General features: G+C 55.9%; 13 protein-coding genes. 7 read left to right on the forward strand and 6 right to left on the reverse strand.

Annotated elements, in window-relative coordinates; genetic code table 11:
- Positions 1 to 11 precede the first annotated feature (11 nt).
- Complete coding sequence (uspA, locus tag MUU47_RS13940) at positions 12 to 449, forward strand: universal stress protein UspA (protein WP_003861223.1); 438 nt, start codon at positions 12 to 14, stop codon at positions 447 to 449.
- A gap of 50 nt (positions 450 to 499) precedes the next feature.
- On the opposite strand, the gene rsmJ is transcribed toward uspA, so the two are convergent.
- From rsmJ to MUU47_RS13955, 3 genes are all read right to left on the reverse strand, one after another.
- A complete protein-coding gene (gene rsmJ / locus MUU47_RS13945) occupies positions 500 to 1,252 on the reverse strand; it encodes a 16S rRNA (guanine(1516)-N(2))-methyltransferase RsmJ (protein WP_258988766.1) in 753 nt (250 codons plus the stop codon).
- A gap of 7 nt (positions 1,253 to 1,259) precedes the next feature.
- Positions 1,260 to 3,302 (reverse strand): oligopeptidase A, encoded by a 2,043-nt coding sequence (gene prlC / locus MUU47_RS13950; RefSeq protein WP_258988767.1) that lies wholly within the window; start codon positions 3,300 to 3,302, stop codon positions 1,260 to 1,262.
- 154 nt (positions 3,303 to 3,456) lie between these two features.
- Positions 3,457 to 4,728 (reverse strand): acid phosphatase, encoded by a 1,272-nt coding sequence (locus MUU47_RS13955; RefSeq protein WP_258988768.1) that lies wholly within the window; start codon positions 4,726 to 4,728, stop codon positions 3,457 to 3,459.
- A gap of 167 nt (positions 4,729 to 4,895) precedes the next feature.
- Here MUU47_RS13955 and MUU47_RS13960 point away from each other — a divergent pair, with 167 nt between their 5' ends.
- From MUU47_RS13960 to MUU47_RS13970, 3 genes are all read left to right on the forward strand, one after another.
- Positions 4,896 to 5,738, forward strand: coding sequence for a 23S rRNA (adenine(2030)-N(6))-methyltransferase RlmJ (locus tag MUU47_RS13960; RefSeq protein ID WP_159757356.1), 843 nt, complete (start codon positions 4,896 to 4,898; stop codon positions 5,736 to 5,738).
- Positions 5,739 to 5,808: 70 nt separating this feature from the next.
- Positions 5,809 to 7,161 carry a glutathione-disulfide reductase gene (gorA, locus tag MUU47_RS13965; RefSeq protein ID WP_258988769.1) on the forward strand — a complete coding sequence of 451 codons (1,353 nt, stop codon included), beginning with the start codon at positions 5,809 to 5,811 and terminating at the stop codon, positions 7,159 to 7,161.
- A gap of 171 nt (positions 7,162 to 7,332) precedes the next feature.
- On the forward strand, positions 7,333 to 7,584 hold the full coding sequence (locus tag MUU47_RS13970) for a hypothetical protein (protein ID WP_258988770.1): 252 nt from the start codon (positions 7,333 to 7,335) through the stop codon (positions 7,582 to 7,584).
- 6 nt (positions 7,585 to 7,590) lie between these two features.
- Here the strand turns inward: MUU47_RS13970 and MUU47_RS13975 are convergent, their stop codons facing one another.
- Complete coding sequence (locus tag MUU47_RS13975; protein WP_258988771.1) at positions 7,591 to 8,682, reverse strand: serine hydrolase domain-containing protein; 1,092 nt, start codon at positions 8,680 to 8,682, stop codon at positions 7,591 to 7,593.
- A 377-nt stretch (positions 8,683 to 9,059) separates the two neighbouring features.
- Here MUU47_RS13975 and MUU47_RS13980 point away from each other — a divergent pair, with 377 nt between their 5' ends.
- On the forward strand, positions 9,060 to 10,712 hold the full coding sequence (locus MUU47_RS13980; RefSeq protein ID WP_258988772.1) for an alpha,alpha-trehalase: 1,653 nt from the start codon (positions 9,060 to 9,062) through the stop codon (positions 10,710 to 10,712).
- 5 nt (positions 10,713 to 10,717) lie between these two features.
- Here the strand turns inward: MUU47_RS13980 and MUU47_RS13985 are convergent, their stop codons facing one another.
- Together MUU47_RS13985 and MUU47_RS13990 are read right to left on the reverse strand one after the other, a co-directional pair.
- A complete protein-coding gene (locus tag MUU47_RS13985; protein ID WP_258988773.1) occupies positions 10,718 to 12,304 on the reverse strand; it encodes an STY4199 family HEPN domain-containing protein in 1,587 nt (528 codons plus the stop codon).
- 330 nt (positions 12,305 to 12,634) lie between these two features.
- A complete protein-coding gene (locus MUU47_RS13990; protein WP_258988774.1) occupies positions 12,635 to 13,393 on the reverse strand; it encodes an SDR family NAD(P)-dependent oxidoreductase in 759 nt (252 codons plus the stop codon).
- A gap of 118 nt (positions 13,394 to 13,511) precedes the next feature.
- On the opposite strand from MUU47_RS13990, the gene MUU47_RS13995 reads away from it, so the two are divergent.
- Positions 13,512 to 14,411 carry a LysR family transcriptional regulator gene (locus tag MUU47_RS13995; protein ID WP_159769325.1) on the forward strand — a complete coding sequence of 300 codons (900 nt, stop codon included), beginning with the start codon at positions 13,512 to 13,514 and terminating at the stop codon, positions 14,409 to 14,411.
- Positions 14,412 to 14,555: 144 nt separating this feature from the next.
- The gene (yhjD, locus tag MUU47_RS14000; RefSeq protein WP_374684513.1) at positions 14,556 to 15,521 is read left to right on the forward strand and encodes an inner membrane protein YhjD; all 966 of its coding nucleotides are present in this window, start codon (positions 14,556 to 14,558) and stop codon (positions 15,519 to 15,521) included.
- The last annotated feature ends 257 nt before the right edge of the window (positions 15,522 to 15,778 follow it).

Genomic DNA, 15,778 nt, shown 5'->3' on the forward strand with positions numbered 1-15,778 from the left:
GGAGTAACACTATGGCTTACAAACACATTCTTATCGCGGTTGACCTGTCCCCGGAAAGCAAAGTTCTGGTCGACAAAGCAGTTTCTATGGCGCGCCCGTACAACGCGAAAGTTTCCCTGATTCATGTCGATGTGAACTACTCCGATCTCTACACCGGCCTGATCGATGTCAATCTGGGTGATATGCAGAAACGCATCTCGGAGGAGACTCACCACGCGTTAAGCGAGCTTTCCACCAACGCCGGATATCCGATCACAGAAACCCTCAGCGGCAGCGGTGACCTCGGCCAGGTTCTGGTCGACGCTATCAAGAAATACGATATGGATTTGGTGGTGTGCGGTCATCATCAGGATTTCTGGAGCAAACTGATGTCGTCTGCTCGTCAGCTGATTAATACCGTGCATGTGGATATGCTGATTGTTCCGCTGCGTGATGAAGAAGACGAGTAAAGTTGTATTGCCCGGCGGCGTTACCGCTTGCCGGGCCTGGCCGATCGTCTCTACTCCGGCGTTCCCGCATAAATATCAAACCGGTGTCCTTTAGTGGCCACCGCATTCGGTGTGGCGACGTCGGCTAACGGCGGGGCATAATCCGGGCGCTTCACCACGACTCGCTTTGTCGCCAGTTGTTGCGCAGGCCCCAGCAGACCATCAGCATCTAAATCCGGCCCCACCAGCGACTGAAACACCCGCATTTCCTTTTTCACCAGCGCGCTTTTCTGCTTGTGCGGAAACATCGGGTCGAGGTAAACCACCTGCGGACGCGGCGTGATATCGGTCAGCGCCGTCAGGCTGGACGCATGAATGAGCTGCAAGCGATCCTGCAGCCAGCCGCCGATTTCCGGGTCAGCATAACCGCGTGCCAGACCATCATCCAGCAGCGCAGCGACCACCGGGTTACGTTCCAGCATTCGCACGTGACAGCCAACGGACGCCAGCACGAACGCATCGCGCCCTAACCCCGCCGTGGCATCCACGACGTCCGGCAGATAGCTGCCTTTAACCCCAACCGCTTTTGCCACCGCTTCGCCACGACCGCCGCCGAATTTGCGCCGATGCGCCATCGCGCCGCCGACAAAATCCACGAAGATGCCGCCAAGCTTAGGCTCATCGCGCTTACGCAGTTCAAGATGCTCCGGGGTTAATACCAGCGCCATCAGGTTGTCTGCATCGTGCTCCAGCGCCCAGCGGGCCGCCAGAACAGATAAGGCGCCATCGCTGGCGCCTGATTCATCCACTAAACAGATTTTCACGAAACGATCAGCCCTTGATGCCGTAATGCTCAAGCATCGCGTCCAGCTGCGGTTCGCGTCCACGGAAGCGTTTGAACAGCGTCATCGGCTCTTCTGAACCGCCGAGGCTCAGGATATTGTCGAGGAACGACTGTCCGGTTTCACGGTTGAAAATCCCTTCCTCTTCGAAGCGGGAGAAGGCGTCTGCCGCCAGCACGTCGGCCCACAGGTAACTGTAGTAACCCGCCGCGTAACCGCCCGCGAAAATGTGGCTGAAGGCGTGTGGGAAACGGCCCCACGATGGACCCGGCACCACGGAAACCTGCTTCTTGATTTCAGCCAGCGTATCGAGGATTTTCGCGCCCTGCTCCGGGTTAAACTCGGCGTGCAGACGGAAATCGAACAGACCGAACTCCAGCTGGCGCAGAACAAACATCGCCGCCTGGTAGTTTTTCGCCGCCAGCATTTTATCCAGCAGTTCTTTCGGCAGCGGTTCGCCAGTTTCATAATGGCCAGAGATAAACGCCAGCGCCTCCGGCTCCCAGCACCAGTTTTCCATAAACTGGCTCGGCAGTTCGACGGCATCCCACGGCACACCGCTGATACCCGAAACACCTGCGGTTTCGATGCGGGTCAGCATGTGGTGCAGACCGTGACCGAATTCGTGGAACAGGGTGATCACTTCATCGTGGGTGAACAGCGCAGGTTTGCCGCTCACCGGACGGTTGAAGTTACAGGTCAGATAGGCCACCGGCTTTTGCAGCGAGCCATCGGCTTTACGCATCTGGCCCACGCAGTCGTCCATCCACGCCCCGCCGCGTTTGTGCTCGCGCGCGTAGAGGTCGAGATAGAAGCTGCCGCGCAGTTCATTCTTGTCGTCGTATAGCTCGAAGAAGCGCACTTCCGGATTCCACACGTCGATGTCGGTGCGCTCTTTAGCGGTGATGCCGTAAATGCGTTTCACCACCTCGAACAGGCCGTTAACGGCTTTGTTTTCAGGGAAGTACGGACGCAGCTGCTCGTCGCTGATGCTGTACAGATGCTGTTTCTGTTTTTCGCTGTAGTAAGCGATGTCCCACGGTTGCAGATCGTCCACGCCAAATTCGGCTTTCGCGTAGGCGCGCAGCTGGGCCAGCTCTTTCTCGCCCTGTGGACGGGCGCGTTTCGCCAGATCCGTCAGGAAGTCGAGTACCTGCTGTGGGTTTTCCGCCATTTTGGTGGCGAGGGATTTAACCGCATAGCTTTCGAAGCCCAGCAGCTGAGCCAGTTCGTGGCGCAGTGCGAGGATCTCTTCCATTGCCGGGCTGTTGTCCCATTTCCCGGCGTTCGGGCCCTGGTCAGATGCACGCGTGGTGTAGGCGCGGTACATCTCTTCACGCAACGCCTGGTTGTCACAATAGGTCATCACCGGCAGATAGCTCGGGATATCCAGCGTCAGCAGATACCCTTCCTGCTCTTTGGCTTCAGCCTGTGCAATGGCCGCCGCCAATGCGCTTTCCGGCATACCGGCCAACTCGGCTTCATCGGTGACCAACTTGCTCCAGCCCATGGTGGCGTCGAGCACGTTGTTGCTGTACTGGTTGCCTAACTCGGACAGGCGCGCGGCGATTTCGCCGTAGCGTTTCTGTTTCTCTTTCGACAGGCCAATCCCGGAGAGCTCAAAATCACGCAGTGCGTTATCCACCGCTTTTTTCTGCGCGGTGTTGAGGCCAGCGTAGTTGTCACCTTCCCGCAGGTCGCGATACGCCTGATACAGCCCTTCATGCTGGCCGACCCAGGTGCTGTATTCAGACAGCAGCGGCAGCGTCTGTTCGTAGGCTTCACGCAGCTCCGGGCTGTTTTTCACGGAGTTCAGGTGGCTGACCGGAGAGAAAATACGGCCCAGTACGTCGTCCACTTCCGCCAGCGGCTGACAGAGATTTTCCCAGCTGTATGGCGCGCCCTGCGCCACCACGCTTTCTACCGACGTGCGGCAGTCGTCCAGCGCTTTGGTGACCGCAGGAACCACGTGTTCAGGCTGGATTTTCGAAAACGGAGGCAGTTCGAAAGGCTCTAGTAATGGATTGGTCATAAGCGCTGTCCTGTTGAAAAGAGTGAATAAGGCGCACGTCCGGCGCGGCACATATCTTCGTAGAATGGGGGTAAGTGTAGAGGATTTCAATGGCAGCAGGCTTTCAGTTTTTGTAGACCGGGTAAGGCGCAACGCGCCACCACCCGGCAAACTCTTACCGCAAATGCTGTCCGGCAGCATACGCGGCAGGCAGGTCCAGACGCTGCCAGAATTGCTGATCCGGCGTAGTGCCGGAAAGCGGATACCCGGCGGGCAGCGCGGTTTTCACCATCAGCGCGCGGCGTTGTTGCGCCGACACGTTCGGCAACGCGCTTTCCAGCAGCACCTCCGCGCCCTGCGGCACCGTCAGCGCAGCTGACTCCCCTTTCTGCTGCGGCAAATTGTAGCTCAGGGTGAAGCGATAAAACGCCTGCATCGCCGGGTCGCGATACGGGTCGTCTTTTCCATCGGTTTTGGCGCATTCCGCCAGCGTCGTGCCGCACGCTTTTGAAAGCGCCACGCGCATCTGGTCGCGGGCTTCATTGAACAACGCCCGGTATTTCGGATCGTTGAGGTCATGCGCCACGTTGCTTTGCGCCACCATTCGTGAGCCCATCACGTCCAGCGGGTAATGTACGCCAAGCACAATGCGGGAGTATCCGTAGCGTGCGCCGCGCGTCACCAGCGCGTCGTAGCGTTCGGGGATCATCTGCGCCATCAGCAGCGCGTCGGTCACGCCGGTATTGGTATGCCCGCTCGGGAACGAGCCGCCGTCTGCGGTGTAAAGCTGATTGTCTTTCACTACCGTATCGTCGGGCACGAGGTGAATGGTGTTGCCCTGCACCAGGAACGGTCGCGCGTAGTTGAAGTGTTTTTTCGCCGCGCCGGTACTGACCTCACTGGCTTTAATCAGCGCCGCCGCCTTGTTCAGTTCACCTTTGTCATAGGCGGTGATAAACGCCTTGCCCAGACGCGGCCCCAGCGCATCGCTGAGGAAATAGAGATAGCTGATGCCCTCGGCATCGGCCAGCGCCTGCTGACGCGTGGCCGCTGGCGCATCGCGGTTGATATCAGTCACCGTTTTCAGGTTTGCCGCTAGTGTGTCGGCGGGCAGCGAGCTGAACGCGGAAAGCAGCGCAATGCCCGCCTGCTGACGGGCTTTGGTCTGGAAATCATAACCGCTGGCCTTGAGCCACGCGGTATCCGCCTGAGTGGACGACTGCTTCGCTTTTTCCAGCTCATCACGTTTGAGCGTTGGTTCGCCGTTTTGCAGCACATGACGTAGCGCCGTTAGCGACTGGCCTTCCAGCGCATCAAACGCCTGACTGTTGGCCGCTGGCGTGACGGTCGCCGCCAACTGTGCCGCCGTGTTCACCGTCGCGTCTTTGGCCAGTGCGGGAAGCGCTAACAGCAGCGCGGCTGCGAGAAACGAATAATTTTTAGTCATTTTTTTATCCTGGATTCAATGAATTACCTTGCCGAATCCGACGCTAGCGCATCCGTTTGACACATTTATGACAGCGGGAATCACCGTCGCGCTCAGCATCAGCGGTAATCCACGGCAATCTGCGGTAAACTGTCGGCATCGTTTATTATTTCGGAACTCCCGTATCCATGCTCAGTTATCGCCACAGCTTTCACGCTGGCAACCATGCCGACGTCCTCAAACACACCGTTCAGAGCCTGATCATTGAATCGCTGAAAGAGAAAGAAAAACCATTTCTCTATCTCGACACCCACGCAGGCGCCGGTCGTTACCAACTGAGCGGCGAACATGCGGAGCGCACCGGTGAGTATCTGGAAGGCATCGCCCGCATCTGGCAGCAGGACGATTTACCGGCAGAACTTGAGCCTTACATCAGCGTAGTACAGCACTTCAACCGTAGCGGCCAGCTACGCTACTACCCAGGTTCCCCGCTGATTGCACGCCAGTTACTGCGCGAGCAGGACAGCCTGAACCTGACCGAACTACACCCGAGCGATTTCCCGCTGCTGCGTTCCGAATTCCAGAAAGATGACCGCGCCCGCGTGGAGAAATCCGACGGCTACCAGCAGCTTAAATCCAAGCTGCCACCGGCCTCGCGTCGTGGTCTGGTACTGATTGATCCACCGTATGAAATCAAAACCGATTATCAGGCGGTGGTGACCGGCATCAACGAAGGCTACAAGCGTTTCGCCACCGGTACTTACGCGCTGTGGTACCCGGTGGTTCTGCGCACGCAAATCAAACGCATGATTAAAGAACTCGAAGCCACCGGCATTCGTCGCATTCTGCAAATCGAGCTGGCGGTACGTCCGGACAGCGATCAGCGCGGCATGACCGCATCGGGCATGATTGTTATCAACCCGCCATGGAAGCTCGAGCAGCAGATGAAAAACGTTCTGCCATGGCTGCACAAAAAGCTGGTTCCGGCTGGCACCGGTCACGCCACCGTCAGTTGGATAGTGCCGGAGTAATCACAATCATCGGTGGAACCTATGGATTCCAGGTATACAATCGCGGCAATCAACGATTAAGGAAGAAGCTATGACTAAGCATTATGACTACATCGCCATCGGCGGCGGCAGCGGCGGCATCGCCTCCATCAACCGCGCGGCAATGTACGGCCAGAAATGTGCGCTGATTGAAGCCAAAGAGCTCGGCGGCACCTGCGTTAACGTCGGTTGTGTACCGAAGAAAGTGATGTGGCATGCAGCGCAAATCCGCGAAGCCATCCACATGTACGGCCCGGATTACGGTTTCGATACCACTATCAACCACTTCGACTGGAACAAACTGGTGTCCAGCCGCAGCGCTTACATTGATCGTATCCATACCTCGTACGACACCGTGCTGGGCAAAAATAACGTGGATGTCATCAAAGGCTTTGCTCGCTTCATCGATGAAAAAACTATCGAAGTGAACGGCGAAACCCTGACCGCTGACCACATTCTGATTGCCACCGGCGGCCGTCCGAGCCACCCGTCTATTCCAGGCGTGGAGTTCGGCATCGATTCCGACGGTTTCTTCGCGCTGCCAGCGCTGCCAAAACGCGTCGCCGTCGTGGGTGCGGGTTATATTGCGGTTGAACTGGCGGGCGTTATCAACGGACTGGGTGCCGAAACGCATCTGTTCGTGCGTAGACATGCGCCGCTTCGCAGCTTTGATCCGATGATCATCGAGACGCTGGTTGAAGTGATGGCGGCCGAAGGCCCAACGCTGCACACCCACGCGGTGCCGAAAGCGGTGGTTAAAAACGCCGATGGCAGCCTGACGCTTGAACTGGAAGATGGCCCAAGCCAGACCGTTGATGCCCTGATTTGGGCGATTGGCCGTGAGCCAGAGACGGATAACGTCAATCTCGCGGCGACCGGTGTGAAAACTAACGACAAAGGCTATATCGTTGTCGATAAATTCCAGAACACCAGCGTGCCGGGGATTTACGCGGTTGGCGATAACACCGGTGCAGTGGAACTGACGCCGGTTGCGGTGGCCGCAGGTCGTCGTCTTTCAGAGCGCCTGTTCAACAACAAACCGGACGAGCATCTGGATTACAGCAACATTCCAACGGTGGTATTCAGCCATCCGCCGATTGGCACCGTGGGTCTTTCCGAACCGCAGGCGGTTGAGCAGTACGGCGCAGACGCGGTGAAGGTGTATAAATCCTCCTTTACCGCGATGTATACCGCGGTAACGTCTCACCGTCAGCCATGCCGTATGAAGCTGGTGTGCGCCGGCCCGGAAGAGAAAATCGTCGGTATTCACGGCATCGGTTTTGGTATGGACGAAATCCTGCAAGGCTTTGCGGTGGCACTGAAAATGGGTGCGACCAAAAAAGACTTCGACAATACCGTCGCGATTCACCCAACGGCGGCAGAAGAATTCGTTACCATGCGTTAATCCATAAACCCTCCGCCGCTGGCGGGGGGGTTATTATCTCAATACCCTTCCCTTAATTTAATATTAGATAATCTTCTTTTTCAGTCCGCACGATTTGTACCGTGTCCATAAATTGAATTACGTAACAATACGTGTCTGTCCAGAACAGCGTATTTTTATAAGGTTTGAGTGATGAAAAAGTTCATATTCTCTGTGGTTACTGCGGCAATACTGTTGCCCGCTCTCTCTCTTCCCGCTCACGCGACATACCATAGCGAGAAGCGTCAGGAAGCCCGCTACACTCGCCAGGAGTCACGTACGGAAGGCCGTCAGGAAAAGCGAGATTGCGTCAGAGCAGACGACAAGAGCAACGCATCTTGCCGCCAGGATAAGCGTGAAAACCGCCGCGACGGCCGCCAGGATGCTCGCGACCAAAAATGGTAAAGTGAATTATTCGGGTGCGATATGCTTCAACAGTGCGTGCCCAATATAATTACTCCAGTTAAAACTATTCTGTAACACCACCACCGCATTCTGGTTTTCTTTATCGAAACCGATATAGCTGGAATAACCGCCGATATATCCCACCTGATAAGTAATTTTCTGCTGACCGTAGGTATCTGTTATCCAGGCAATATTGGCCGCTTCTTTTTCACGCGGGAAATAATCAACGCTGACGTCCGTAAAGGCTTTATTCAGCGCGGCGTTCTGCGTCGGCGAGAAATGCGCTCGGGTATATTCAATCAAATCCCGCGCATCACTATATAGACTCGCCGCACCGACCATATTATTGCTGAACTGCCAGTCCGGCGTTAATGCGCCACGCGCGATAAATTTGGGCTGATCGCCCGCATGGCCCAGCGCGCGCTGAGGGAAGGAACGCAAGCTTTCCGGATCAAAGCTCGAGCTTTTCATGCCCAGCGGCAGGAATATCTTCTGCCCGGCAAGCGTTTCAATCGACTCGCCAGTTTTGTATTTCAGGACATAGCCGAGGATGGCGTAACCAATATTCGAATAGCGCGGCTCATGCGTGAGCGGTGCACGGAAAGTGCTGAGGTAATTCAGTACGCCATCGCTGTCCAAATCCTGATAGAAATTCTCGCCGTCGCGCAGATAACTCACCAGATGCTCCAGCGACAGCAGATTCATCGGCTGACGCGGCAGGCCCGAGGTGTGCGTCACCAGCTGTAAGAGGGTGATTTTTTGCGCATCTTTGCTAAGCGGCGTTCCCGGCGGCAGCAACGTGGATAAGGTGTCATCCCAGTGCAGACGCCCTTCGTTCACCATCAACGTCACCACTTCGGCGGTGATGCCTTTGCTCAGGGAACCGAGGGCAAACAGGGTATCCGGCGTTATCGGGTAATGGTTTTTGGCATCGGTAATGCCATAACAATAAAACGTCGGCGGGCCATTATGCTGAATGACGGCCACCACCATGCCCGACACCTGTTTGCTTTGCATATATTCGGTGACCAGCTCATTGACGGAAAGCACCCGTCCGTTTTGCGCCACCTGCTTTACTTCACTGGAAGGCATATTCATTTGCGATAGCGTCCCGGCGCAGCCTGTCAGCAACGCAGATGCTATCAGGCCAGGGAGTATTAACCCTTTCAACACGGACCTTCCCGTTTAATAAAGTGCATAATGCGTACAAATCGATGGAGGGCAGAACCATAACGATATTCATAATTGGTTGCAAAGTGAAAGCTCTGAAAGTGATAAATCAGCCATTCGCCTCGTTTTCATGGTTTTTTGCGTTAAAACAGCCAATTAGCATGAAATTACGGCCAGAAAAAAACATGTATACGTGACCACGCGCACGCTTTTGCACCCCGACATCGAAGCGAATGACTACGCTTAATAGAGTGCCTGATTTTTTTCCGGCTCCTTGTTTTGACGCTATCCGGAGGTTTTACCCTATGCTCAACCAGAAATTACGCAACCCGGACACCGACGAAGCTCAGGCCATCGAGTCTGAACCTTCCTATCTCACGGATCCGTGCGAATTAAAACTGGATGAAATGTTCGAGGTTGAGCCCGAACCGGAGATGATTGAGGGGATGCCCGCGTCCGATGCGCTGACCCCAGCAGACCGCTATATGGAGCTGTTTGAGCGCGTCCAGTCGGCACGCATTTTTGCCGATAGCAAAACCTTCCCCGACTGCGCACCGAGAATGGACCCGCTGGATATTCTGATCCGCTTTCGTCAGCAGAAACGTCAGCCAGGTTTTAATCTGCGAACGTTCGTTGCGGAGCATTTCTGGCTGCCGGAAGACCACAGCGATGACTACGTTTCCGACCCCAACAAATCGCTAAAAGAACATATCGATTCCCTGTGGCCCGTGCTGACGCGCGAGCCGCAGGATCACATCCCCTGGTCTTCCCTGCTGGCGCTGCCGCAGGCGTATATCGTGCCCGGTGGACGCTTCACTGAGACCTATTACTGGGATTCCTATTTCACTATGCTCGGCCTGGTGGAAAGTGGCCGCGGGGATTTGCTCAAATGCATGGCCGATAACTTCGCATGGATGATTGAGCGCTACGGCCACATCCCAAACGGCAACCGCACCTATTATCTCAGCCGCTCGCAGCCGCCGGTGTTCGCCCTGATGGTGGAGTTGTTTGAAGAAGACGGCGTGCGCGGCGCGAAACGCTATCTCGACCATCTGAAAATGGAATACAGCTTCTGGATGGATGGTTCTGGAAACCTGCTGCCGAATCAGGCGTGGCGACACGTGGTGCGTATGCCGGACGGCTCGCTGCTCAACCGCTACTGGGATGACCGTGATACGCCGCGCGATGAATCGTGGCTGGAAGATGTGGAAACCGCGCGTCATTCTGGCCGACCGCCGAATGAGGTCTATCGCGATTTACGCGCCGGGGCAGAGTCCGGTTGGGACTATTCGTCGCGCTGGCTGCGGGATACCACCCGTCTGGCGAGTATTCGCACCACGCAGTTTATTCCCATCGATTTGAACGCCTTTCTGTTCAAACTGGAAAGCACCATCGCCAATATTTCCGGTGCGAAAGGCGATCGGGAAACTGAAGCTGAATTCCGTCATAAAGCCAGCGAACGTCGGGCGGCGGTGACGCGCTATTTGTGGGATGACGAACAGGGCTGCTATCGTGATTATGACTGGCGTCGCGGAGAACTGGCGCTGTTTTCTGCCGCCAGCGTGGTGCCGCTGTACGTCGGCATGGCGACGCATGAACAGGCAGATAAACTCGACAGCGCGGTGCGCACGCGGCTGCTGACTCCCGGCGGGATCCTCACCACCGAATACGACAGCGGCGAGCAGTGGGATTTTCCCAACGGCTGGGCCCCGCTGCAGTGGATGGCAATTCAGGGCTTCAAGCTGTATGGCAACGACGCGCTGGGCAATGAAATCGCCCGCAGCTGGCTGAAGACCGTGAACCACTTTTATCAGCACCATCAGAAGGTGATTGAGAAATATCACATCGCCACCGGAACGCCCCGTGAAGGGGGCGGCGGGGAATATCCGTTACAGGATGGCTTCGGCTGGAGCAACGGCGTGGCACGCCGCCTGATGGGCCTGTACGGCGAACCATAACGCCGTTATCGAATGGCACTGTAAATGGCTGACTGAATAGTTAGCCATTTTTTATTTTGTCCATCCGGCGTGGCATCCGCGCGCAGCTTAGCCTGCGAAACGGTGTAACGCTGGCGTTCAACCACTGCAGGCGTGGTGCAGAACGCCTGTAAATAGGCTTTGCGTACCGACGTTAACGACTCACCGTTGGATATCGCGTGGCTGAGGGAGCTGATAAACCGACGACACGGCTTTGGTTCATCCATTTGCAGCCGATAGCGCAGCAGCAGTTCCAGCACATCATCGTAGCGGAACGACTGAGCCTGTTCGGTCCACGCCAGTTGCCAGGTCATTCCCCCCTGTAAAAACAGCATCGTCACCTGACTATCGTTACGATCGATCGCTGCACGCAGGCTGTTGATATCCCAGCTTATCCCCATATTCGCGAGCTTCTCACGCGGTGACGGGATTTCACGCTCCGGCGCATCCACTAACGCTTCACTCGCCTGCGCTGCCGATTGCGCAGGCGCCACGTTGTTAAACATCCACAGCGCGGCGAACGCCATCACCAGCATCGCCACGCCGACGGCGCACCACAGCACCGTCGAAATCACCTGGTCCCGGTCTTCTGGGCTGCGTACCGGCTGTTTTTTCGGCGGCTCGATATTCTCACGAACCGCCGAAACATCACCGCCCAGTGCCCGGTCTTTGCTGCGGGCATTTTCCCAGAAATGATGCAACTCGTTGCTGTCCACCACCATAAAGGACGCCGGATTGACCCGGGTGCGGCCTTGTTCAAACGCGCGCTGCACCGGGCTGGCAATCTGTCGTTGATAGTTTTCAAGCAGCACCATTTCGGTCGTCGTCAGCGGACGATGCGCAAGGACGGCGTTACGCATCACCCGACAACCTTCCAGAAACGCATGCAGCGTGACGCGCTGCTCAGCCAGAAACGTCAGCGCCGACGCGGAGTTAAATAGCGCCGAGTAATGACGGGCAAACGCTTTTTTATCAACGATCAGCAGGGCTACATCGCTGAACAACATGCCGGACAGAATATCCCCGGCGTCACTGTTCGCCAGCCACCGACGGACGCTGTCGGCGCCAAACTGCAGCTTGAGTGAATCATTCAGGCGTGTTGCATCGGGAAAGGCCTGGCTAATCAGCGCGTTGAGCGTCAGCGTCAGGGCGCGTAGCTGTCGCTGGGCCTGTTCCTGATGCGCATCACCCTCCTCGCCGGGTAAAGAATCAAATTTGAGACGCGGCTGCTGCTGACGCACAAATTCCAGCGCGGCGACAAAACGCAACGCCGCAATCAGCTGGTTGTCCGTTACCGCCTGCCCGCGTTCATAGACCGGGACCACCTGTTGCAGGTGACGCAGCTGCAATGTGAAATCGCTAATCTGCGCATCATTGAGATTAAGCCGCCGCGCCACGTTCGCCCAGCCGCCCAGATTCAGCCGGGCCTGCTCGAGCTGCTCAAGAAACCGGCGTGGGTCTTTCGCCTCAGCGCCGTGGACATTCAGCAGCGAGAGGATCTCGCTCGCCGCCTGGCGGATCACGCTCAGACAGTGCTCAAACTGGTCACCGGAATAATGCGATGCAGTATGCATCCGTTTTCCTTCTCACAAGGCAATGATTCCCCTTGCCGATTGCAGGGTTTTATTTTTAGTTTTAAACAGTTAGAACATAGGTTACGTCATCACCTTGTCTGTTAATCGCGCTATAAAACGGCAAAAACCCCCGGAATAAATACGATGATAAAACTGGCGATGCCCAGCGAACTGACTTTGGGGCTTTCTTTGTCGAAGCTATGCGGGGTCCAGGTGAGCATATTCTCAAAGCGTGGGGGTTTGGTCCGGCTCCCGGCCTCCATGTTGGCTTCTGGTGGCGGGAGCCGGGAGCCGGGAGCCGGGAGCCGGGAGCCGGAGTGAAGCTAAAAATTACAAAAACATTCCACCTGAAACTTCAATGCGCTGCGCGTTCATCCAGCCCAGCTCATCACTGAGCAGTGCAGCAATCGCGCCACCGATATCATCCGGCAGACCCGCCCGGCCGAGCGCCGTCTGGGACGCAACGTACTGATTCATTTCCGCGTTATCACGCACGCGCCCGCCGCCGAAGTCGGTTTCAATCGCACCCGGCGCAATAATATTGACCGAAATCCCGCGTGCGCCCAACTCTTTCGCCTGGTAGCGCGTCAGCACTTCCATCGCGCCTTTCATCGAGGCGTAGGCCGCGAAGCCCGGCAGCGCGAAACGCGCCAGTCCAGACGACACGTTCAGGATCCGGCCACCATCCTGAATCAACGGCAGAAGCTGCTGAGTCAGAAAGAACGGGCCTTTAAAGTGGATGTTCATTAGCTCGTCAAACACCGCCTCGCTGGTCTCGGCAAACGCACCGTACAAACCGATTCCGGCGTTGTTCACTAAATAATCAAAGGTGTCACGCTGCCAGGTCTTTTGCAGCTGCTGCTGTACCTGGTGGGCAAAACTCTCGAAACCGGAGACTTCGGCGACGTTCAGCTGTAATGCTGCGGCTTTCACACCAAATGCTTCAATTTCCGCGACAACTTTTTGTGCTTCCTGCTGATTGCTGTTGTAAGTCAGCAGAATATCAATTCCTTTCGCCGCCAGCTTCAGCGCCGCGTTTTTTCCCAGCCCACGGCTTGCGCCAGTGATCAAAGCGATACGTTGTGTCATAACCAACCTCATTTCAGACAGGAGAACAGTGAGATAGAGCTTATTGGGTTGTGTATAATCAATAAAGATACGAAATTACGTTTCATTGTTTCACTGACAACAACAAAGGCCGCTACCTATGGATAAAATTCACGCAATGCAGCTGTTCATTCGCGTCGCAGAACTGGAGAGTTTTTCACGCGCGGCTGACACGCTCGGCCTTCCAAAGGGTAGTGTATCGCGCCAAATTCAGGCGCTGGAAAACCTGCTGGGCGTTCGCCTTTTGCACCGCACCACCCGCCGGGTGCAGCTTACGCAGGACGGGATGGTCTATTACGAACGCGCAAAAGATTTACTCAGCAACCTCGATGAACTCGACGGCATGTTCCAGCATGACCCGACCAGCATCAGCGGACGTTTACGGGTGGACATGCCGGTGGGTGTTGCTCGAAATTTAGTCATCCCAAAACTGCCCGCATTTCTGCAGCAGTATCCCGGTATTGAACTGGAGCTCAGCAGCAGCGATCGCCTGGTGGATGTGATTCGGGAAGGATTCGACTGTGTGGTGCGCGTCGGCACGCTGAAAGATTCCGGATTAGTGGCGCGGCCGATCGGCAAACTGACCGTGATTAACTGCGCCAGCCCGAATTATCTGGAGCGTTTTGGCTATCCGGAAACCCTCGACGATCTCGCGGGCCATGCGATGGTGCATTACGCCACCAGCCTCGGAGTACGCCCGCAGGGCTTTGAGCTCAACACCGACAATCAAATTCGCTGGCTGAAAACCGGCGGTGTTTTGACGGTCAACAGCACTGAAACCTATCACGCGGCCTGCCTCGCCGGGCTGGGAATTATTCAGGTGCCGCGCATCGGCGTGAAAGATGCCCTGCGCAGCGGAAAACTGGTCGAGATCCTGCCGCACTACCGCGCCGAACCGATGCCGGTATCGCTGATTTACCCGCATCGCCGCAACCTTTCCCGCCGCGTACATCTGTTTATGGAGTGGTTAACGGACGTGTTGAAAAGCTACGTGGACTGATAGTCATGAGGTTTCGTTAATTATCGACACCTCATCGGCTATAATTTCACTCAGGTTTTAAAAGAAAGGAATAAATACCTGATGACGCCGGATAACGACGCAAAACGCCCTACTCAGGATCTGGAATACGATCCCGTCAGGAAAATGGAAACCGATGATCTTTCCGCTTCGGGCATTAAACAGCGGGCCAGCGGTGCGCTGAATAAAGCCACCGGCACCGCTAAGAAAGTACAGCGCCAGCCGTTTATCGCCCACTTGATCCGCGCCGCCGAGCGCTTTAACGATCGCCTGGGCAATCAGTTCGGCGCAGCCATTACCTACTTCTCGTTCCTGTCGATGATCCCGATTCTGATGGTGTCGTTTGCCGCTGGCGGGTTTATTCTCGCCTCGCATCCGACGCTGCTGCAGGATATTTTCGATAAAATTCTGGTCAATGTCAGCGACCCAACCCTCGCCGCCACGCTGAAAAACACCATCAGCACTGCGGTTCAGCAGCGAACCACCGTCGGAATTGTCGGCCTTCTGGTGGCGCTGTACTCCGGGATTAACTGGATGGGTAATTTGCGCGAGGCCATTCGTGCCCAGTCGCGCGACGTGTGGGAACGCTCGCCGCAGGACCAGGAGAAAATTTGGATTAAGTACTTCCGCGATTTTGTGTCGCTGATTGGCCTGTTGGTGGCGCTGATTGTCACGCTGTCGATTACCTCCGTCGCCGGGGCCGCGCAGCAGATGATCATCTCCGCACTGTATCTGGATTCGGTTGAGTGGCTGAAACCAGCGTGGCGCATTATCGGCCTCGCGATTTCTATTCTCGCCAACTACCTGTTGTTCTTCTGGATTTTCTGGCGGCTCCCGCGCCACCGCCCGCGCCGAAAAGCGCTGGTTCGCGGCACCTTTATTGCGGCCATCGGCTTTGAGGTGATTAAAATCATCATGACCTGGACGCTGCCCGCACTGGTGAAATCCCCGTCTGGCGCGGCATTTGGCTCGGTACTCGGGATCATGGCATTTTTCTATTTCTTCGCCCGCCTGACGCTGTTCTGCGCCGCGTGGATTGCCACCGCCGAATACAAAGACGACCGGCGGATGCCGGGAAAATCCCACCACTGATGCGGTTATCGGGCTGAAATATCAGCCCGATTTCCATTTTTAGTCGATAAATCCAGTTGGTAACTTTTATTTAACCAGAAAGCAGTGATATTCACTTATTATCGAATTGTGTGAAGCATTTCATAGAAGTGATTTCGCTGGTCCGAAAATTATCCGCTTTTTGCCTGTTTTTCACCCTTCCGCTCACCTTGTTACACATTGAAATGTCGCTTTTGCTGTGCGTAATATGGCCGTTCGTTCGCCTAAAAATAAGAAAA

Origin of the sequence: Scandinavium hiltneri (assembly GCF_024764835.1) — a bacterium.
In the GTDB taxonomy this organism is placed as follows: domain Bacteria; phylum Pseudomonadota; class Gammaproteobacteria; order Enterobacterales; family Enterobacteriaceae; genus Scandinavium; species Scandinavium hiltneri.

Bases quoted from the DNA above. Each gene is read 5' to 3' on its own strand.
- uspA (WP_003861223.1), top strand. From the start codon at position 12: ATGGCTTACAAACACATTCTTATCGCGGTTGACCTGTCCCCGGAAAGC.
- prlC (WP_258988767.1), bottom strand. From the start codon at position 3,302: ATGACCAATCCATTACTAGAGCCTTTCGAACTGCCTCCGTTTTCGAAA.
- MUU47_RS13955 (WP_258988768.1), bottom strand. From the start codon at position 4,728: ATGACTAAAAATTATTCGTTTCTCGCAGCCGCGCTGCTGTTAGCGCTT.
- MUU47_RS13960 (WP_159757356.1), top strand. From the start codon at position 4,896: ATGCTCAGTTATCGCCACAGCTTTCACGCTGGCAACCATGCCGACGTC.
- gorA (WP_258988769.1), top strand. From the start codon at position 5,809: ATGACTAAGCATTATGACTACATCGCCATCGGCGGCGGCAGCGGCGGC.
- MUU47_RS13970 (WP_258988770.1), top strand. From the start codon at position 7,333: ATGAAAAAGTTCATATTCTCTGTGGTTACTGCGGCAATACTGTTGCCC.
- MUU47_RS13975 (WP_258988771.1), bottom strand. From the start codon at position 8,682: ATGAATATGCCTTCCAGTGAAGTAAAGCAGGTGGCGCAAAACGGACGG.
- MUU47_RS13980 (WP_258988772.1), top strand. From the start codon at position 9,060: ATGCTCAACCAGAAATTACGCAACCCGGACACCGACGAAGCTCAGGCC.
- MUU47_RS13985 (WP_258988773.1), bottom strand. From the start codon at position 12,304: ATGCATACTGCATCGCATTATTCCGGTGACCAGTTTGAGCACTGTCTG.
- MUU47_RS13990 (WP_258988774.1), bottom strand. From the start codon at position 13,393: ATGACACAACGTATCGCTTTGATCACTGGCGCAAGCCGTGGGCTGGGA.
- MUU47_RS13995 (WP_159769325.1), top strand. From the start codon at position 13,512: ATGGATAAAATTCACGCAATGCAGCTGTTCATTCGCGTCGCAGAACTG.
- yhjD (WP_374684513.1), top strand. From the start codon at position 14,556: ATGGAAACCGATGATCTTTCCGCTTCGGGCATTAAACAGCGGGCCAGC.